The organism is Luteimonas viscosa, from assembly GCF_008244685.1.
In the GTDB taxonomy this organism is placed as follows: Bacteria; Pseudomonadota; Gammaproteobacteria; order Xanthomonadales; family Xanthomonadaceae; genus Luteimonas; species Luteimonas viscosa.
Genome location: NZ_VTFT01000001.1, coordinates 690794 through 708549 on the forward strand (window position 1 = coordinate 690794; position 17756 = coordinate 708549).

The 17756-nt window shown below is 70.5% G+C and carries 17 protein-coding genes and 2 pseudogenes; 8 read left to right on the plus strand and 11 right to left on the minus strand.

Annotation, left to right across the window (positions count from 1 at the left end):
• Window positions 1-18 precede the first annotated feature (18 nt).
• The 6 genes from FZO89_RS03180 to FZO89_RS03205 form a co-directional block, all read right to left on the minus strand.
• Window positions 19-1488 carry an acetate kinase gene (locus tag FZO89_RS03180; protein ID WP_222928083.1) on the minus strand — a complete coding sequence of 490 codons (1470 nt, stop codon included), beginning with the start codon at window positions 1486-1488 and terminating at the stop codon, window positions 19-21.
• A 31-nt stretch (window positions 1489-1519) separates the two neighbouring features.
• Window positions 1520-2026, minus strand: a complete 507-nt coding sequence (locus FZO89_RS03185; RefSeq protein WP_149101901.1) for a hypothetical protein — start codon at window positions 2024-2026, stop codon at window positions 1520-1522.
• The gene (locus FZO89_RS03190) at window positions 2026-2715 is read right to left on the minus strand and encodes a C39 family peptidase (RefSeq protein ID WP_149101902.1); all 690 of its coding nucleotides are present in this window, start codon (window positions 2713-2715) and stop codon (window positions 2026-2028) included. Before FZO89_RS03190 ends, FZO89_RS03185 begins: the two co-directional genes overlap by 1 nt.
• A gap of 2 nt (window positions 2716-2717) precedes the next feature.
• Window positions 2718-3107, minus strand: coding sequence for a hypothetical protein (locus tag FZO89_RS03195; protein WP_149101903.1), 390 nt, complete (start codon window positions 3105-3107; stop codon window positions 2718-2720).
• 89 nt (window positions 3108-3196) lie between these two features.
• Entirely contained in the window at window positions 3197-4087 is an 891-nt protein-coding gene (locus FZO89_RS03200) for a hypothetical protein (protein ID WP_149101904.1), read from the minus strand.
• Between the two features lie 461 nt (window positions 4088-4548).
• The gene (locus tag FZO89_RS03205) at window positions 4549-4995 is read right to left on the minus strand and encodes a copper chaperone PCu(A)C (protein ID WP_149101905.1); all 447 of its coding nucleotides are present in this window, start codon (window positions 4993-4995) and stop codon (window positions 4549-4551) included.
• 37 nt (window positions 4996-5032) lie between these two features.
• Here FZO89_RS03205 and FZO89_RS03210 point away from each other — a divergent pair, with 37 nt between their 5' ends.
• Window positions 5033-5788: an enoyl-CoA hydratase/isomerase family protein gene (locus FZO89_RS03210; RefSeq protein ID WP_149101906.1), complete on the plus strand. Its 756-nt coding sequence runs from the start codon at window positions 5033-5035 to the stop codon at window positions 5786-5788.
• Window positions 5789-5790: 2 nt separating this feature from the next.
• Here FZO89_RS03210 and FZO89_RS03215 read toward each other — a convergent pair whose 3' ends face one another.
• The 3 genes and pseudogenes from FZO89_RS03215 to FZO89_RS03225 form a co-directional block, all read right to left on the minus strand.
• Entirely contained in the window at window positions 5791-6642 is an 852-nt protein-coding gene (locus tag FZO89_RS03215; protein WP_149101907.1) for a sulfurtransferase, read from the minus strand.
• Window positions 6639-7483, minus strand: a pseudogene (locus FZO89_RS03220) (NUDIX hydrolase). Before FZO89_RS03220 ends, FZO89_RS03215 begins: the two are co-directional and overlap by 4 nt.
• A 371-nt stretch (window positions 7484-7854) precedes the next feature.
• On the minus strand, window positions 7855-8571 hold the full coding sequence (locus FZO89_RS03225) for an FKBP-type peptidyl-prolyl cis-trans isomerase N-terminal domain-containing protein (RefSeq protein ID WP_149101908.1): 717 nt from the start codon (window positions 8569-8571) through the stop codon (window positions 7855-7857).
• 203 nt (window positions 8572-8774) lie between these two features.
• On the opposite strand from FZO89_RS03225, the gene FZO89_RS03230 reads away from it, so the two are divergent.
• The 5 genes and pseudogenes from FZO89_RS03230 to FZO89_RS03250 all read left to right on the plus strand — a co-directional run.
• Window positions 8775-9557 carry an enoyl-CoA hydratase/isomerase family protein gene (locus tag FZO89_RS03230; RefSeq protein ID WP_149101909.1) on the plus strand — a complete coding sequence of 261 codons (783 nt, stop codon included), beginning with the start codon at window positions 8775-8777 and terminating at the stop codon, window positions 9555-9557.
• A 15-nt stretch (window positions 9558-9572) separates the two neighbouring features.
• Window positions 9573-9989 carry a hypothetical protein gene (locus tag FZO89_RS03235; protein WP_149101910.1) on the plus strand — a complete coding sequence of 139 codons (417 nt, stop codon included), beginning with the start codon at window positions 9573-9575 and terminating at the stop codon, window positions 9987-9989.
• Window positions 9986-10681, plus strand: coding sequence for an endonuclease III (nth, locus tag FZO89_RS03240; RefSeq protein WP_149101911.1), 696 nt, complete (start codon window positions 9986-9988; stop codon window positions 10679-10681). The genes FZO89_RS03235 and nth overlap by 4 nt, the downstream gene beginning before the upstream one ends.
• Before the next feature lie 94 nt (window positions 10682-10775).
• Entirely contained in the window at window positions 10776-10859 is an 84-nt protein-coding gene (locus tag FZO89_RS03245) for a hypothetical protein (protein ID WP_425480451.1), read from the plus strand.
• Window positions 10860-10932: 73 nt separating this feature from the next.
• Window positions 10933-11031, plus strand: a pseudogene (locus FZO89_RS03250) (endonuclease III); the annotation flags it as partial.
• Between the two features lie 92 nt (window positions 11032-11123).
• Here the strand turns inward: FZO89_RS03250 and FZO89_RS03255 are convergent.
• Window positions 11124-11813: a TonB family protein gene (locus FZO89_RS03255; RefSeq protein ID WP_149101912.1), complete on the minus strand. Its 690-nt coding sequence runs from the start codon at window positions 11811-11813 to the stop codon at window positions 11124-11126.
• A gap of 138 nt (window positions 11814-11951) precedes the next feature.
• Window positions 11952-12806 carry a 2OG-Fe(II) oxygenase gene (locus FZO89_RS03260; protein ID WP_149101913.1) on the minus strand — a complete coding sequence of 285 codons (855 nt, stop codon included), beginning with the start codon at window positions 12804-12806 and terminating at the stop codon, window positions 11952-11954.
• A gap of 260 nt (window positions 12807-13066) precedes the next feature.
• Between FZO89_RS03260 and FZO89_RS03265 the strand changes: the two genes are divergently transcribed.
• Entirely contained in the window at window positions 13067-14536 is a 1470-nt protein-coding gene (locus FZO89_RS03265) for a hypothetical protein (protein ID WP_149101914.1), read from the plus strand.
• A gap of 94 nt (window positions 14537-14630) precedes the next feature.
• Window positions 14631-17342 carry a TonB-dependent receptor domain-containing protein gene (locus FZO89_RS03270; RefSeq protein WP_149101915.1) on the plus strand — a complete coding sequence of 904 codons (2712 nt, stop codon included), beginning with the start codon at window positions 14631-14633 and terminating at the stop codon, window positions 17340-17342.
• The last annotated feature ends 414 nt before the right edge of the window (window positions 17343-17756 follow it).

Below are 17756 nucleotides of genomic sequence, written 5' to 3' on the forward strand. Positions count from 1 at the left end.
GTCCGGAGCGGAGACGGCCTAGAACGTGACCGGCAGGCGCACGGCGAGGGAGAGGTCCGGGGTATCGCGGGTGACGCCCACCCCCAGCGCGACATTCAGGTTCGCGCGATCGGACAGGCGATACGACGCCCCCATCATCAGCGTCCCGAGCATGAGCCGGACCGCACCGGGCGCATCCTCGCCGTTCTGGCGGGTGCGGTCGACGAAACTGTGGTCGTAGCCGAAGCTCACCGCCGCGCGCTCGTTGAGCGCCAGTCCCATGCCGACGTTGAAGCCGATGATGTCGCCGGCGGCGACATCGCCGATCAGTTCGGTGGTGGTCTGCGGATACCCCTCGGGCGCTCCGCTGAGCACGGTGCGCGAGACGTCCTCGCGTTCGAAGTTGTGCAGGTAGCTCAGGCTGCCGAAGAACACGACCGGGTCCGAGGCGTACAGCCACGTGATGCCCGGCTGCAACGCGGAGAAGCCGCTGCCCGTCGGCGCCTCCAGCGGCAGCCCGGTGCCGGTCGCATTGGCCACGCAGCGGGTCACGCAGTCGGTCACCACCTCGAACACGTCGCGACCGGTGCGCGACTTGTAGCGCAGCCACAACACGTAGAAGGGTCTGTCAACGCCGCCGTGGTTGAGCTGGTAGCGCGCGGTGAGTTCGGCATCGCCCATTCCGCTGCCGTCGGTGTTGAACACCGTGTCCTGGGCCGCGCCGGTGAAGATCTCGCGGCTGACGGTGTCGCTGGTGATGTAGCTGTAGGGCAGCTTGAGTTCGAGTTCCAGTCGCCGGGTCAGTCCATAGCGTGCGGCCAGCGAGGCTGTGAGGCTCGAGACCTTGACCTGGCGCACGTCGATCAGGCCGATCAGGATCGCGGGAATCACCGTGTAGCCGACCAGCGCGACCCGGTCGTTGGACGAGTAGCCCATCTGCAGCGCCGGTTCCAGCGTCAGGCGACCCCTGGGCGTGAGCACACCCGGCTGGTCGAAGATCTGCGCGACCTCGGGCGGTCGCTCCGCCGAGTCGGGCGGCCGCCCCACGGGACCCTGGATGGCGGACGGATTCGGCTCCGGAGCGGACTGGCCCGTGGCCCCGGGAGTCGCCGTGGCCTGCACCACGCCGGTCGCGGGCGAGGCGAACGTGGCGGCGGTGTCCGCGATCGCGAGCGGCAACGCCGGTGCCGGCGAATCGGAGCCGCGCGCACGCAGGTCGTCCAGGACCGACCCGCGCAAGTCGTGCCTGAGTCCGTCGAGTTCGCGCTGCTGACGCTGCGCGAGCGCCTGCAGTGCGTCGATCTGCCGGTCCTGCTCGGACAGCCGCGCTTCCAGCGACCGTAGCCGATGCCCCTCGTCGCCCACCTGCGCCGGTTCCGCGTCCTGCGCCCATGCGCCCTGCGTCAGCAGCGCGAAACAGCCAGCGGCCGCGAAGGCCAATGGCGGCAGTGCCCGAGTCGCATGCCGGGCACGAAGGGAAGACACCGCGCCCCGTTCCTCCTGATTCATGCCACCTCCCTGTCTGCCCATGAAGCCGGTCCTAGGGGCCGGCCAGCGCCGACAGGGAAGCCTGCTGCAGCGCCTCGCCGGCATTGAGCGCCTGCCACATGCCCAGCGTGCCGACCCCGGCATCGAGCGTCGTGCGCACCTGGATGGACTGGTTGTCGAGCGTGTTCTGGACCACCAGCCCGGTCATCTGCGCCTGCATCGTGTTGCCGGCGCCGATCTGCAGCAGTTGCGCCTGCCCCAGTGCGGCGAGTTGCGCCGCCTCCTGGGGGCTGATCCGTCCCACGTCGGCGACCTGGACGCGCAGCGCCGAGACCAGCTGCCCGTTGACGTGTACCAGCCGTTCGAATCCGAACGAGACCTGCAGGCCCGAGGGCAGCCGGTATCCGCCACGCATGCCGGCGAGCTGCACGGGGGCGAGCGGTACCCACTCGGCTCCAGGCATCGCCGCGTGCCGGTCCCCGCCGGCCCGGGCCGGACCGGCGCACAGGGCGGCGGCCACGATCGAGGCGGACACGACGCTGCGCGCGATCGCTCCCATCAGATTTCCCCGGGCCCGCGGCGCGGCATCACCACATCGCGCAATCCCTGCCGGGCGATGCCGAGCTGCAGCGGAGCCACCGGCGCAAGGTTCCAGTCGCGCGTGGCGTTGAAGCTCGCCAGCTCGCGACGGTTGTGGACCACGAACAGCACCCTGCTGTCCCACATGGCCTCGAAATCGCGGCGCCGGATCGCGCGTGTACCCCGGGCCGGATCGCCCACCAGCACCCGTCCGTCGCGCAGTCCGCGCACCACCACGAAATGCCGGTAGCCGCGCTCGTTCAACAGCACGATCGCCGGCAGGCCCTGTTCGTGCAGTTTGTCGAGCGGCAGGACGAACCCGTCGGCGCGCAAGCCGCGCGACTCCAGGTAGGCACGCATGTCGAGCAGGGAAAAGCCCTCGCGGCGGATCCTGCCCTGGTCGCCGGCGGCGTACATCGCGCGGAACACCTCGGCCTCGGTGACAGGCATGCCGTACTGGTAGGTCAGCAGGGTCGCCACCGCCGCGGAGCCGCAGCTGAAGTCGTACTGCTGGCGCACCGTCGAGCGGAAGCGCGCCTCCTTCAGGCTGGTCACGGCGACCGAGTACCCGCCGCCACCGGGCACGCGCAGCGCCAGGTCCGCGCCAGGCGCGCAGGCCGGCACGATCGCCATCAGCGCTGCCAGCACCGGCGCAAGACGCGGGACCATCGTCAGCGCCCCGGGTCGCCGAAGCGGACGTTGACCGAGGTGCCGTTCTGGATCAGTACGTTCGATCCGCTGTTCTGGATCACCGTCGCCAGCCCGGCCGCATGTGCGAACGCGCCCTCGCCGACGTGGTTGCCGCCCGAGACCAGGTCGCTGGCGCTGTTGCCGGACACGTTGCCGTGGTTGTCCACGCTCACCACCACCGAGGCGTCGCCGCCGCGCAAGGCCGCCAGCGCGCCTTCCGGGACGACCGGTCCGAGGACCGCCGGCACAGGCGGCACGGAGGCGTCATCGGCGCGGTCCACGTTGGTGTCCGAGGCCGACGCCGACAGCGGCCACGCCAGCCACAACAACGCCACCCACACGCCGGGCTTCGATCGCTTGCTTGCGTCCATGAGGTTCTCCTTCCGATCCGCAGCCGCCGCCAGGTCGCTGCCTGGCGGAAGCGGCCCCGCGGTCGCCCGCGGGGCCGTCCGCGACCCGCTTACGGGCCGACCGTCAGGTTGGCCTGCACGGTCACGCCCTGCTGGATCAGGGCCGAGGCGCCGCTGTTCTGCGCCATCACCATGATCCCGGCAGCGGCGTTCGCCGAACCGTTCATCGTGTTCGACATCTCGAAGCTGCCGGCGTGGGCATACGCGACGCCGCCTGCTCCGCCGTCGCCGCCGTCGCCGCCGTCGCCCGCTCCGCCGGTCGCATCGCCGCCGCGCGCCGCGCCGCCCGCGCCGCCGTCGCCGGCCATCGCACTGGCATTGCCGCTGCTGCCGCTGTTGCCGCTCGAAGCATCCCCGCCGGTGGCCGAGGTGCTGGCCGAAGCCCAGGCGTCCGCCGGGGCATCGGCGGTCGCGTCGGCCGCGCCGGGTCCACGCTCGCGGGTCCGCGCCCGCGCATCGGAGTCGGCTTCGGATGCGGCCACGCCGAGCGCGCCGTTCAGGCTGGCGCTGGCCGAGTCGCCATCGCGGGCGCTGCCGGCCGCCGCGCTGCCGCCGTCGCCGCCATCGCCGCCATCGGCGAAGCCGCCGACCGCGATCCCACCCAGGCCGGCGCCACCATCGCCACCATCGCCACCACCGGCGTTGCCGCTGTTGCCCGCGATGTTGCCGATGCCCGAGACGCTGTTGCCGGTCACCAGGCCGTTGAGCGCGGTGGTCGCGACGACCGTGCTGGTGCTGGTGTTGAACGAATCGGCCATGCTGGACGAGGCGCTGCTGTTGTTGTCCGCCGCGGCGTTGCCGGCGCCGAGCGCCAGCGCGAGCCCGATGTTGTCGCGGTTGCTGCCGCGGGTCGAATTGTTGTCGCCGGCACCGGCTTCGTTCTGGTCCTGGGCCAGCAGATGGCCCGGGGCACCCAGCGCGACCAGTACGGCTGCAGTCATGAGGCTGTTTCGAATGCGCATTGCAATACTCCTTGGGGTTCGAATGCGCCGACGCATGCATGTCCGACGACATCGGCGCAGGGGCAACCTCGCAAACGCGGTGCCAACCGCCAGCGGACGCTTCCATGAGATTGATTCGGCTCGGATTTCCGGTGGCATGCGTGCAATGGGGACGGCCGCCACGGGCCCGCGCTCAGGTTCCGGCGCAAGAAACGTTTCAGAACTGAAACGCCGGGCCGCCCCTCGCCACCGCGCGACCCGATGGGCGACGCGCAAGCCATTGATCCGGCAGCCAGAAACGACGGCGCCGGTGGTGTTTCAGCGATGAACAGAAACCCGGCGCAACCCCGGCATGAGGCGCGCGGGCGGGCGCAACTGCTGCGTCACGTCGATCGCCGGTGGGAGTTGCCGGGCGGGCGTCGATCCACGCGGCCGCCGGCGTCCATCGAAGTCCGGGGCCGTTACAGTGCGTCCGGCCTGCGCACTTCGAACTCCGCGCGCAGCTTGCGGCCATCCGCCAGTTCCAGTTCGACCGGAACGCGCTGCCCGAGCTCGACCTCCGCCTCCGGTCGCATCAGCATCAGGTGCAGCCCGCCAGGCGCCAGCGAAACCCCGCCGCGAGCCGGCACCGCCAGGCGCTCCACATGCCGCATCCGGCTGACGCCATCGAGCTTGCGCGTTTCATGCAGCTCCACCGACGCGAACGCGGGACTGGCCGCGGCGACGATGGCCACCGGCGCGTCGCACGGATTCCGGACCTCGGCGAACCCGGCCATCATCGGCATCGCCATCGGCGGCTGCCGGATCCAGCCCGATTCGACGACGGGGATGCAGGCGTCGTCCGCCCACACCGGCGACGCCGCGGCGAACAGCACGACAAGGCAGGCGAGGCGGCGAAGGGTATCCATGCTCCTATGATATCGCGACGCCACCCGGACCCCCTGCATGCAACCGCTCATCGAACGCGCCGAACACGACGGCATCCATGAACTGCGCCTCGCCAGGCCACCGGTCAACGCACTCGACCCGGACCTTTGCCGGCAGCTGCGCGGCGCAGTCGCCGACGCCGTCGCAGCGGGCGCACAGGGCATCGTCCTGTGCGGCGGCCCCAAGGCGTTCTCCGCCGGCCTCGACGTCCCCCACCTGCTGAGCCTCGATGCCGCGTCCGTGCGCGAAGCCTGGGAAGACTTCTTCCTCGCGGCCCGCGCGCTCGCCGGATGTCCCGTGCCGGTGGTGGCCGCGCTCAACGGCCATGCGCCCGCCGGCGGCTGCGTGCTGGCGCTGTGCTGCGACTACCGGGTGATGGCGGCAGGCGACTACCGGCTCGGCCTCAACGAGACCCAGGTCGGGCTGGTGGCGCCGGAGGGCATCCAGCGCCTGCTGCGTCGGGTGGTGGGTCCGCACCGGGCCGAACGCCTGCTGGTCGCGGGCGAGATGGTGGATGCCCGGCGCGCACTGGAGATCGGTCTGGTCGACGAACTGGCCGACATCGACGAGGTCCCCCGGCGCGCGTTGGACTGGTTGCGCGCCCTGCTGTCGTTGCCGCGCAAGCCGATGCTGGCGACGCGTGCGATCGCGCGCGCGGAAGTGGTGGCCGCGCTGGAGCCGGAACTCATCGAACTGGACCGCTTCGTCGCCGCCTGGGGCGATCCCGACACGCAGGCCGCATTGCGCGCGCTGGTGGCGAAGCTCGGGAAGTAGGCTCAGGTCTCGCCGGTCGCGACCGGCCGTGCCGGATCGTCGATCCAGCCGCTCCACGAGCCGGTGTACAGCTTCGCCCCGGACAGGCCCGCGTGCTCCATCGCCAGCAGGTGGTGGCAGGCGGTGACGCCGGAGCCGCACATGGCCACGACCTCGCCGGGCGCGCGGCCACCCATCAATGCATCGAACTCCGCGCGCAGCTGCGGGGCCGGCTTGAAGCGGCCACCGGACAGATTCGCCGCATAGGGGCGGTTGATCGCGCCCGGGACGTGGCCGGCGACGGGATCGATCGGTTCGACCTCGCCGCGGAAACGCTCGGGCGCGCGCGCGTCGATCAGCAGGCCACCGCGTTCGAGCTGGCGGCGGCTGCCTTCGGCATCGAGCAGGCGCGAGCGGTCGAACGCAGCGCTGTAGGCGCCGCGCCGCGGCGTCGGCACCCCGGCTTCAACCGGCTGGTCCGCGGCCAGCCATCGCGTCCAGCCGCCGTCGAGGACCGCCACCGCGCCGTGGCCGAGCATGCGCAGCAGGCACCACAGGCGTGCCGCGAAGGCGCCGTCGCCGGCGTCGTAGGCGACCACACGGGTCGCGGGCGAGATCCCCCAGTCCGCGAGCCGCGCGTTGAACGTGCCGGGCTCGGGCCAGGGATGCCGGCCCTGCCCGGGCCTGCGCGGACCCGAGAGGTCGCGCTCGAGATGCGCATGCAGCGCGCCGGGAACGTGCGCCGCGCGATGGGCGCGCTCCCCGGCATCGGGATCCGCGAGCGAGGCGCGGCAATCCAGCACCACCAGGTCCGGCGCATGCAGCGCGGCCGCGAGCGCCTCCGCCGACACCAGCGTATTCCAGTGCAGCGTCATGCCGTCGCCTCCAGCCGCTCGCGCAGGTTGTACAGGATCGAGGCGGTCACGCCCCAGATGCGCTGCTCCGGCGCACCCGGATACGGCGCGAACTCCAGCACGTGGCGGATGCGGCCGGCGAAGCTGATCTCCAGCTCACGCAGATGGTCGCGCGCCAGAAGGAACCCCAGCGGCACCTCGAACACCGCCGCGACTTCCGCCGGATCGGGGCGCGCCACGAAGCCCGGATCGAGCCGGGCGATCACCGGCATCACCCGGTAGCCGGTGACGGTGCGCATCGGATCGAGGAACCCCAGGGGCGAGACCTGCGCGGATTCGAGACCGATCTCCTCCCTGGCCTCGCGCAACGCGGCGGCGAGCAGGCTGTCGTCGCCGGGGTCCATGCGTCCGCCCGGCAGGCTCACCTGGCCGGCGTGCAGGCGCAGCGCCTCGGTGCGGCGCGTGAGCACCACCTGCAGATCGTCGTCGCGTTCGACCAGGCCGAGCAGCACCGCCGCCGGGATCGTGGCGTCGCGCGCAGGCAGGCCATCGAGTTCGGCCAGGTTCCATTCCGGCCCCGCCGGCTCGGCGTCGATCGGATGCAATGCGCGCGCGATGCGCTCGAACCGCGGCCCGAACCTTCCCGTCGAATCGAAACGCGTCATCGGAGCCGTCACCTCGTGCGCTGCGCCTCGCGTTGCGGAAGCACGTCTTCCATCAGCCGCAGCCGCTCGTCGTCGTCCATGTGCAGCCAGCGGGCGATTTCCGCAGCGCTGCGATGGCAGCCCATGCACATGCTCGTCTCGTCGAGCATGCAGACGCCGATGCAGGGACTGAGCACGGCACGGAAGGTGGAGTTCATCGGGGGGAACATTGCCATACGGCGGCGCCGTCCGCCGCAACACATCATGTGCACCGGCAGGCCGGCGCGTGAAAACGGGACGATCCTTTCCCCGGGGAAGCGGAGCAGCCGCGGCGCCATGCCGCGCAGGCGCTGCCGCATGTGGGCGAGGCGGGCAGCAGTCTTCGCCGTTTGCGAAGCCTCCGGATCAGGGTCCGGTGGCCGCGACTTGCGAACGCACGACCTGCGCCTTCCCGGCGCGCATACGCGGTCGCCGGAAAGGCACACGGCCCGCGTCGAGCGCGGGCCGTGCGTGCATTACATCGCCGTTTCCACCACCGGGTCTCGCCGGCGTGGCGGAAGCTACCCGCGCCAGGGCGCGGATCCCTGCCTTACTTGACGCTGACCAGCTTGACGTCGAACACGACCGCCTGGTTCGCCATGCGACCGGCGCGCATGTCGGTGCCATAGGCCTTGTCGCCCGGCAGCACCACTTCCCAGCGCGCGCCGGCAGGCATCTGCAGCAGCGCCTCGCGCAGGCCCACCAGCGGGATCTGGCTGACCTTCATCGTCACCGGGCCGGCCTGCTGGCCTTCGCCCTGCGGCTGCGCGGTGTCGACGAACACGGTGCCGTCGGGCAGCGCGCCCTTGTAGTTGAGCTGCACGTCGCTGGCCTGGGTCGGCTTGGCGCCGCTGCCGTTCTCGATCACGCGGTACTGGACCGTGCTGCCCGGCAGGGTCTGGACGCCCTGCTTGGCGCGGTTCTGCGCGAGGAAGGCGTCGCTCTGGGTCTTGTTGTCCGTCGACAGCTTGGTGAACTCGGCCTGCATCTTCGCCTGCTGGCGCTTCTGCATGTTTTCCACTGCGGCCTTGAGCTGGTCGACGGGAACCGCCGGCTGCTTCTTGGCGTACGCGTCCTGGATCGCCTTGATCACGGTGTTGACGTCGACCGCCTCGCCGCGCGCAGTGAGTTCGGCGAGTTCCACGCCGGTGTTGAAGCCGATCGCGTAGCTCAGCTTGCCTCTCTCGGACGTGGTGTCCTGCGCGGAGGCCGCTGCGGAAACCAGGGTCATTGCCGCGAGGCTGGCGGCAAGCAGGCGCACTTTCATTCAGTCAATCTCCCAGGAAATTCGATTGGCCGGAGTCCGGCCCAGACACGACACGGGGCGGTCGAGCCGCCCCCTGATGGACACGCTAGGATAGCGGCCGCAGGGCTTAACCGCCACTGACGCCCTCCTGTGACCCGGACCCGGCCGCGGAGTTCCCGCCCGGGCGCCTGGCCTCCTCCCCAACCTTAAGAATTCGTTCGCACATGACCGATTCCCCCCTGCGCATCGACGATCGCGGCGCGATCCGCGTCATCACCATCGATCGTCCCGCCAAGCTGAATGCACTGGATTCCGCCACGCTCGACGCGTTGCACGTCGCCGCCGACGCGGCCGCAGCCGATCCGCAGGTCCGCGTGCTGGTGCTCACCGGCGCGGGGCCGAAAGCATTCGTCGCCGGCGCGGATATCGCCGAGATGTCGGGCCTGAGTCCCGCGCAGGGCCGTGACTTCGCCCTGCGCGGCCAGCGGATGATGCGGCGCTTCGAACGGTTGCCGAAGCCGGTCATCGCCATGGTCAACGGCTTCGCGCTCGGCGGTGGACTGGAACTGGCGATGTGCTGCCACCTGCGGATCGCGGCCGATACCGCACGGCTTGGCCAGCCGGAGATCAACCTCGGCCTGATCCCGGGCTTCGGCGGCACCCAGCGCCTGCTGCGGCTGGCCGGTCGCGCCGCGGCGCTGGAGCTGTGCCTGGCGGGTGCGCCGATCGATGCGGCGCGCGCGCTCCAGCTTGGCATCGTCAACCGGGTGGTGCCTGCGGCCGAGCTCGAGGCCGAGACGATGAAGCTGGCGACGCAACTGGCCGGCGCCGCGCCGCTGGCGCTGCGCGGAATCCTCGACTGCATCCAGGTGGGTGGCGAAGCCGGGATCGAGGAAGGTCTCGAGTACGAGGCCGCGCAGTTCGGCCTGGTGTTCTCCACAGAGGACATGCGCGAGGGCACGGCCGCCTTCCTCGACAAGCGCAAGCCTGTCTTTCACGGGCGCTGACGCGGCCGGCCGCCGATGTCCCGAGAACCCGCCGCGCCCGGTTCCGCCAACGGCACGGGAGCGAACCCCGACGCAAGACGGCTGGTCGAGCTGCTGCGCGACGACGCGATCGATGCGGCCATCGACGCGGGCCTGATGGCTTGCAGCGACGATGCGCTACGGGGGCTCGACGAGGCCTCGCGCACGCTGGTGGTGGAAACGCGGCGGCGCCTGCAAGCGGCGTGGGACGCGCGCGCGCGCTACCGGTCGCGTCAGGCGCGCCTCGCGCGGCGCAAGCCCGAACGCGAAGCCCGCCGGGCTGCGGCATCGCCCCCCGATTCCGGGAAGGCCGGCGACGGATCGCCGACCGCGGCTCCCGCGGTGACACCGGGACTGCCGGCCGCCGCCGCGGCCGCACTGGCGCGCGCCAAGGCACGCGCGGGATCGCCATGACGCCGCCGGTCGCGCGCAAGCGCGGGCGCCGGCCGGCCGGCGCCCGCAGCCTGCTGTCGCCCGCCGAAGTCCGCGAGCTGTTCTCGCGCCTGGCGGAGGTCGATCCCGCACCCACCACGGAACTGGAGTACACGAACGCGTTCGAGCTGCTGGTCGCGGTGGTGCTGTCGGCGCAGGCGACGGACGTCGGAGTCAACAAGGCCACGCGCCGCCTGTATCCGGTGGCGAACACGCCGCAGGCGATCCTCGCGCTCGGCGAGGAAGGACTGAAGCGCTACATCTCGACCATCGGCCTGTTCAATGCGAAGGCGAAGAACGTGATCGCGCTGTGCCGGATCCTCGTCGATGAGCACGACGGGCAGGTGCCGCGCACGCGCGAAGCACTCGAGGCGCTTCCCGGCGTCGGCCGCAAGACCGCGAACGTCGTGCTCAACACCGTGTTCGGCGAAGGCACGATCGCGGTGGACACGCATATCTTCCGCGTCGCCAACCGCACCGGCCTGGCGCTGGGCAAGGACGTGCGGGCGGTGGAGGACGGGCTGATGCGGGTGGTGCCGGACGAGTTTTTGCTGGGGGCGCATCACTGGCTCATCCTGCACGGCCGCTACGTGTGCAAGGCGCGCAAGCCCGACTGTCCCCACTGCGTGATCCGCGACCTGTGCAGGTTCAGGGACAAGACGACGGCCGGATAGTCGCCTGCGCGGAGCGATCATCGGCCGCGGGCGCGGCAGCCAGACCACGGCGCCCTGGCGACTCGCGGGCCGGCTCATCCTGCACGGCCGCTACGTGTGCAAGGCGCGCAAGCCCGACTGTCCCCACTGCGTGATCCGCGACCTGTGCAGGTTCAGGGACAAGACGACGGCCGGATAGTCGCCTGCGCGGAGCGATCGTCGGCCGCGGGCGCGGCAGCCAGACCACGGCGCCCTGGCGACTCGCGGGCCGGCTCATCCTGCACGGCCGCTACGTGTGCAAGGCGCGCAAGCCCGACTGTCCGCACTGCGTGATCCGCGACCTGTGCCGGTTCAAGGACATGACGACGGCGGATAGTCGCGGCGCGGAGCGATCTTCCGTGGTGGACGCGGCAGCCGCCCGCAGCGCATGTGGGCGCTGCGGACACGGCCACGTCGCCCTTGCTCAGCGCGCCGCAGCGTAGGAGACGGTGACGTTGGGATCCAGCGGCAACACGGTCTTGCTCGAGAAGCGCTGGTCGTCGGGTCCGGTCCAGTTGCAGGTCGACGGCGCCGACCTGGGCCCGAGATAGCACACCGGCCACAGCAGCGTGGACGGGACCGGCTGCCCCGCGACCTGCTCGGGCGCGAACCGCCATTGACGGGACGCCGTCGCCGCGGCACCGGCCATCGCCCGGGTGACGTTGCCCGTCGCGGCGTGGACGTCGACGCCGTCCACCGCGCCGTCCGCCGACACCTGAAGCCGCAGCACCACCATGCCTTCCCTGCCGGAAAGCTGGTCGCGCATCGGATAGTCGGGCGGCGTCATCGCCGCCAGCGCCGGGCCGGTGGTCGCCGAGACCACGCGGTAGTCGCCGTGCACGGGCTCGTCGACCACCACGCGCAGGTAGGTCCGCGTGCCCTTGCCTTCGCGTGCGCCGGCATCGGGGGCGAACACCCAGTCGCGGATCTCGGCCGACAGCGCGTCGCCGGCGGCGCCCGGCATCGACCCGTACGGCTCCAGCCGCTCCAGGCGGCCTTCCGCGTCGAGCGCGACGGCGAAGGTGTAGACGTGCTGCGTCGACTGCGGGGCGTCGGACGCGAAGCCCGCGACAGGCAGGGCGAGCGACAGCAGCAGGGGAATCGCGATCCGCATGATCCAGTACTCCGGCGCCGGGGCGCAGTTGCAGGTAAGTGGAGTGATCACACTACGTGCCGGAGCGTGGTGGGTTACACCTTGATGACAAAGCCGGCCGCGCTGGACGAGCGGTATCTTTTTCCAGACGAACGGTTGCTAGAGGTGCCGCCCGACGCGCAGCCACTTGGTCGCCACCCACTTCTCGCCTTCGATCACCGGCGCGCCGCCGTGCAGGCTGCCGGTCATCGGATGCGGTCGATCGTAGGCGAAGAACACCGCATTGCCCTTCACCGCGCCGACTTCGAACCGCGCATCCGGGAACGTGGTGGCGCCGCCGCGCGCCGGCGTGTTGAGGTACATCACGATCGAGGCCACCCGCTGGCCGCCGCGCGACAGCGCCACGTGCGCGCCGGGGCGGTCGGGATCGAAGTAGTCGTAGTGCGGCTTGTACTGTGCGCCCGGGCCGTAGCGCAGCAGTTGCAGCCCTTCCCCGTTCTCGAGCGGCCAGTCGACCAGTGCCGCCAGGCGCTGCTCGATGCGCGCGCACAGCGGGTTCTCGCTCCTGCGGAAGAAGGTGCCCTGGCTGCTGCGCGCCTCGTGCGCTTCATCGGCGCCTGTGTCCGGATTGAACACCGAGGAAGGTTTCAGCCGTTCGCGACCCATCGCCACCATCGCGTCGCACTCCTCTTCCGAGAGCACGCCGCCGAACACCACCACGCGCGGATGCAGCATGTTCGCCAGTACCTGCACCCGGCGGTCGCCCGCGTCGATCACCGACGAGTCGTTCATGCCGACCGGGCACGGCACCTTCTCCGGCGGCGGCAGGCCGTGGTCGCGCGCGTGCTCTTCCAGGTGCGTGCGCATCGCCGACTCGAGCGCGGCCGCGGCGTCGTCGGCCTGCCAACCCTGCCCGACCATGGACGCGAGCACGTCGTCGGGCGCTGCACCCGAACGCACCTGGCCCAGCAGCCAGTCCAGCGCGGCCCGGTCGATGCGCGGCCTGCCTTCCATCCGATGCTCCCTCGCACGCGTGTGCATACCAGCAGGCCCGCGAAACATGACAGCGCGATGACAGCTGTCGCGCGAACGCAACCGGGCGCGCGCATGACGATCCGGGGAAATACGTCGCATGGCTGCAAGAAAGCTGTCACGCAACGGACCTAGCCTTCACCTCCGATTCACCGGAACGCAGCGGTTGCCGCCCCGACGGGCGGAACAGGGCCGCGGTTCCACTGCTGCGTTCGCAGTCCATTCCCTCCGGAGACCTACAGATGTCCATGCGCCACAGTTCCAAGGCCCTGCTCATGACGTTCGGCGCGGTGCTCGCCCTCAGCGGCTGCGGCGGCAACGGTGCCGACCGCGTCGCGTCGCCGGGCGAGGGCGCCTTCCCGCCGCCGCCCACCACGCCGCCGCCCCCGCCGCCGACCACCCCGCCGCCGCCGCCGCCGCCGAGCGACGGGCCCGCCGCGGATTGCCCGGAAGGCTTCGCCAACATCGGCACCGTGGCCGACAACAGCCTGCGCGCGTGCCGCCTGCCGGAACGCATCGTCGGCAACTTCGTGATCCCGCAGCGCGACGGTACCGTCTATGCGATCAGCGGCCGCGTCGCGGTCGGTGACGACCGCGGTGGCGACGCGAATGCACCGGTCGCCGACGCGGAGCAGGGCATCCTCACCATCGAGCCCGGCGTGACCCTGTACGGTTCCGCCGGCGCCGACCTGCTGGTCGTCAACCGCGGCTCGCAGATCTACGCCGAAGGCACCGCCAGCGATCCCATCACCCTCACTGCCCGCGCCGACCTCGAAGGCGACACCGGCGCGGATTCGATCGGCCTGTGGGGCGGCCTCGTGCTGCTCGGCCGCGCGCCGATCAATGCCTGCCCCGGCGAGACCGTCTCCGGCACGCCCGAGTGCCAGGAGCAGATCGAAGGCACCGACGGCTTCTACGGCGGCAACGCCCCGCGCGACAACTCGGGCGTCGTCAGGTACCTGCGGGTCAAGCACTCGGGCTTCGAGGTCACCGCCAACAACGAGCTCAACGGCATCACCATGGGCGGCGTCGGCGACGGCACCCTGTTCGAGTACGTGCAGGTGCACAACAGTTCCGACGACGGCATCGAGTTCTTCGGCGGCACGGTCAACGGGCGCTACATCGTGGTCACCGGCGCCGACGACGACAGCCTCGACACCGACACCGGCTGGGACGGTTCGCTGCAGTTCGGCATCGTGCTCCAGCGTGCCGGCGGCGGCGATCGCATGAACGAGTGGTCGTCGATCCGTCGCGAGCCGTACTCGAACCCGAAGGTCGCCAACTTCACCTACGTCGGCCGTGCCGGCGGCGGCGCCGCGATCACGCTCAACCAGGGCACGCAGGCCGAGTTCTACAACACCGTGGTGACCCGTCCGGAAGGTGGCACGGATGCCGGCACGCAGTGCCTGAGCATCTCGGACGAGAACACCACCGGCACCTTCGGCTCGGTGTTCTTCACCTGCCCGACCCCGTTCGCGGACCAGCGCGCGCAGGACGCGTTCGAGGCCGGCACCGGCAATTCCACCGGCACCTCGACCCTCACCGACGTGTTCGTCAACGGCGCCAACGAGACCGCGGTCGCTGCCTTCCAGGGACTGGTCGGCGTCGACAGCTTCTTCCAGCAGGTGGACTACATCGGCGGCGTGCGCAACGCCTCCGACACCTGGTGGCAGGGCTGGACCTGCGGCCTTTCGGCCGACACGCCCTGCTGAGCGGGCCGACGCCTCGCACCCGGGGGGCGGCCATTCGCGGCCGCCCCCCTTTCTGCATGACGCCCCGCAACGCCCCCGCAGCCAAGGCCACACCATGACACGCTATCCGACACGCAGCGGCCTGTCCGTCGCGATCACCGCCCTGCTCACCTGCCAGAGCGCATGGGCCCAGCAGCCCGAGTCGCCCGGCGGATCCGCCGGCGTTCCGCCGCAGGCCACCATCGTTTACGCCACCGTGGCCCAGGCCGCGCCGGCCTCCGCCGCGCAGCAGGCGGCCAGCGAACCCGCGAGCGGGCAACCGGCCCAGCTCGACGCGGTCGAGGTGCGCGGCGAATACATCCCCGAGCCGATGCTGCAGACCGCCGAGGTCGCTTCGTTCATCACCCGCGAGGACTTCGAGCGCACCGGCGACGGCGACGCGGCCGAGGCCCTGCAGCGCGTGTCTGGCGTGAGCATCGTCGGCGACAAGTTCGTCTACGTGCGCGGCCTGGGCGAGCGTTACTCATCGGCGCTGCTCAACGGTTCGCCGCTGCCCAGCCCGGAGCCGATGCAGCGCGTGATACCGCTGGACCTGTTCCCGAGCGAGGTGCTGCAGGGCATGACCGTGCAGAAGACCTACTCGGTGAAGTACCCGGGCGAGTTCGGCGGCGGCGTGGTCGACCTGCAGTCGCTGACGATTCCCGACGAACCGTTCCTCAAGTTCAGCGTCGGCGGCGGCGGCAACAGCGCCACCACCGGCGAGAAGGGCTTGACCTACTACGGCTCCGAAGACGACTGGTGGGGCTACGACGACGGCACCCGCAAGATGCCGCGCGAGCTGCAGGACGCCATCGCCACCGGCCAGCGCGTGGACCTCGGCAACTTCAGCCGCGAGGACATCCGCCGCATCGGGCGCAGCTTCCAGAACGCCAATCTCAACGTGTTGCAGGAAAAGGACAGCATCGACCCGGACGCCAATTTCGGCTTCAGCGCCGGCTGGTCGGCCGAGATGGGCGACGACGCGCGCATGGGCGTGATCGCGGTCGCCGGCTTCGAGAACGAATGGCGCACCCGCTTCGGCGACCAGGAACAGGGCTTCTTCGTCGGCGACGTGCTCGAGTACGACTCCGACTACGAGTTCCTGTCCACCCACAACAACGCCCGCGTCAACGCCCTGCTCGGCATCGGCTACGAATGGGGTCGTCATCGCATCGGCCTGAACACGCTGTACGTGCACGACACGATCAAGGAAGCGCGCAGCCGCGCCGGCGTGGACAACCTCGCAGGCTTCGAGGCACGCGACGACTACACCGAATGGTTCGAGCGCGAGATGCTCAACCACCAGCTCAGCGGCAGCCACGCCTTCGGCGAGTACGACGACCTGAAGGTGGAGTGGCGCGCGGCGGTGGCCCGTGCCACCCGCGACGTGCCCTACGAGAAGGGCATCCGCTACGAGAACGTCGACGGCTACTGGGCGCACGACGCCTCGCGCGTGCAGAACTACACCCGCTTCAGCGCGGTGGAGGACGAGGTGGCCAGCGGCGGCGTCGACCTGACCTGGCGCCTGCCGGTCGAGCGCGACCTCACCCTCAGCACCGGCGCCTCGTACATGGACAACGATCGCGGCGCGTGGTCGCGCGAGTTCCGCTTCCTCGCGCTCGACGGCCCGCTGCCGTTCTACAACCGCTACCAGCGTCCGGACTACCTGTTCTCCGACTACAACCTGAGCCAGGACCTGCTGCGCCTGCGCGAGACCACCGGCAGCTTCGGCGCCGCCGCCTACGACGCCACGCTCAAGGTGCTCGGCGCCTACGCGCAGCTGGAGGGCGAGATCACGCCGAACCTGCGTGCGACGCTGGGCGTGCGCTACGAAGACGCCACCCAGGCGGTGCATCCGTACGACATCTTCACCGGCGTGCGCCAGCCGGGCCCCGAGCCGCTGCGCAACGACTATTTCCTGCCGGCGCTCACCGTGACCTGGAACATCGCAGAGAACCGGCAGTTGCGCTTCGGCGCCTCGCAGACGATCGCCCGGCCGCAGTTCCGCGAGATGGCCCCGCAGCAGTACACCGATCCCGACAGCGACCGCCTGTTCACCGGCAACCCGTTCCTGGTCGACAGCGAGCTGACCAACTTCGATGCCCGCTACGAATGGTTCTTCGGCTCCGGCGAGTACTTCACCGCCGGCCTGTTCTACAAGCTGATCGACAATCCGATCGAATCGAACGTCAATTTCGCCGGCGGCACGACGTTCCAGAGCTTCCTCAACGCGCCCGAGGCGACCGTCTACGGCGCCGAGCTGGAATTCAAGAAGTACTTCGACGCGGAATTCCAGGCCGACTGGTGGACGGGCAACCGCCTGTACCTGGCCACCAACTACACCTGGACCGATTCGGAAGTGAATGCCGACGAGGACGACACGGTGCAGCCCTACGGCTTCGCAACGCCGGTGGCCGCGCGCCTGTTCGTGCGCGACGGCAGCGTGCTCCAGGGGCAGTCCGAGCACATCGCCAACCTGCAGTTCGGAATCGAGAACGAAGGCAGCGGCCTGCAGGCGACGCTGATCGCGAACTACGTCAGCGAGCGCGTGTCCGCGCGCGGCCGTCCCGGCCAGCCGGACTACGTGGAAGAACCCGGCCTGACCATGGACTTCGTGCTGCGCAAGACCATGCGCTTCGGCGAGCAGCCGCTGACCATCGGCTTCGCCGCCCGCAACCTGCTGGACACGGAGTTCCACGAGTACCAGGAGCGTGCAGGCCAGAAGGTCAACATCCTGCGCTACGACCCGGGCGTGTCGTACTCGGTGAGCCTGTCGACGGAGTTCTGAGCGCGTTTGACCTTTCCCCCGCTCACATGAGCGGGGGGAAGGAGCAGCAGCGGACTTGATGCGTCAAGGCGATCGCAGTCCTCGACTCACGCGCAGTCGCCTCTGGAGACGGAGATGATTCCTCGTTCGTCCGGCGATTCAATCGCTGCTCCGGATGGGCCTCGGCGTCCGCTTGCGGGACGTCGGACAGCCGCTCACCCGTCTGCGGAACGACTGGATATCCGCCAGCCGGAAGGCTGCGGTGCGAGCACCCGGCTCGGTCACTCGGGTTCCACACGGACGAAAGCCGGACCTCGACGACCGCCGAGCCACGTCCCGTCGCCGGAGGGTCGCGGCAAGCGCGCCATGGATGGCGCGCGCCCGAGTCAGGGCAGGATGCCCTGACCGAGGGAAGAGCGGCCCTCCGGCGACGGG

Excerpts from the sequence above, each read along its gene's own strand:
- FZO89_RS03215 (WP_149101907.1), bottom strand. The coding sequence starts at position 6,642 with ATGACGCTGCACTGGAATACGCTGGTGTCGGCGGAGGCGCTCGCGGCC.
- FZO89_RS03190 (WP_149101902.1), bottom strand. The coding sequence starts at position 2,715 with ATGGTCCCGCGTCTTGCGCCGGTGCTGGCAGCGCTGATGGCGATCGTG.
- FZO89_RS03265 (WP_149101914.1), top strand. The coding sequence starts at position 13,067 with ATGTCCATGCGCCACAGTTCCAAGGCCCTGCTCATGACGTTCGGCGCG.
- FZO89_RS03230 (WP_149101909.1), top strand. The coding sequence starts at position 8,775 with ATGACCGATTCCCCCCTGCGCATCGACGATCGCGGCGCGATCCGCGTC.
- nth (WP_149101911.1), top strand. The coding sequence starts at position 9,986 with ATGACGCCGCCGGTCGCGCGCAAGCGCGGGCGCCGGCCGGCCGGCGCC.
- FZO89_RS03195 (WP_149101903.1), bottom strand. The coding sequence starts at position 3,107 with ATGGACGCAAGCAAGCGATCGAAGCCCGGCGTGTGGGTGGCGTTGTTG.
- FZO89_RS03205 (WP_149101905.1), bottom strand. The coding sequence starts at position 4,995 with ATGGATACCCTTCGCCGCCTCGCCTGCCTTGTCGTGCTGTTCGCCGCG.
- FZO89_RS03235 (WP_149101910.1), top strand. The coding sequence starts at position 9,573 with ATGTCCCGAGAACCCGCCGCGCCCGGTTCCGCCAACGGCACGGGAGCG.
- FZO89_RS03200 (WP_149101904.1), bottom strand. The coding sequence starts at position 4,087 with ATGACTGCAGCCGTACTGGTCGCGCTGGGTGCCCCGGGCCATCTGCTG.
- FZO89_RS03185 (WP_149101901.1), bottom strand. The coding sequence starts at position 2,026 with ATGGGAGCGATCGCGCGCAGCGTCGTGTCCGCCTCGATCGTGGCCGCC.
- FZO89_RS03225 (WP_149101908.1), bottom strand. The coding sequence starts at position 8,571 with ATGAAAGTGCGCCTGCTTGCCGCCAGCCTCGCGGCAATGACCCTGGTT.
- FZO89_RS03270 (WP_149101915.1), top strand. The coding sequence starts at position 14,631 with ATGACACGCTATCCGACACGCAGCGGCCTGTCCGTCGCGATCACCGCC.
- FZO89_RS03180 (WP_222928083.1), bottom strand. The coding sequence starts at position 1,488 with ATGAATCAGGAGGAACGGGGCGCGGTGTCTTCCCTTCGTGCCCGGCAT.
- FZO89_RS03255 (WP_149101912.1), bottom strand. The coding sequence starts at position 11,813 with ATGCGGATCGCGATTCCCCTGCTGCTGTCGCTCGCCCTGCCTGTCGCG.
- FZO89_RS03210 (WP_149101906.1), top strand. The coding sequence starts at position 5,033 with ATGCAACCGCTCATCGAACGCGCCGAACACGACGGCATCCATGAACTG.
- FZO89_RS03260 (WP_149101913.1), bottom strand. The coding sequence starts at position 12,806 with ATGGAAGGCAGGCCGCGCATCGACCGGGCCGCGCTGGACTGGCTGCTG.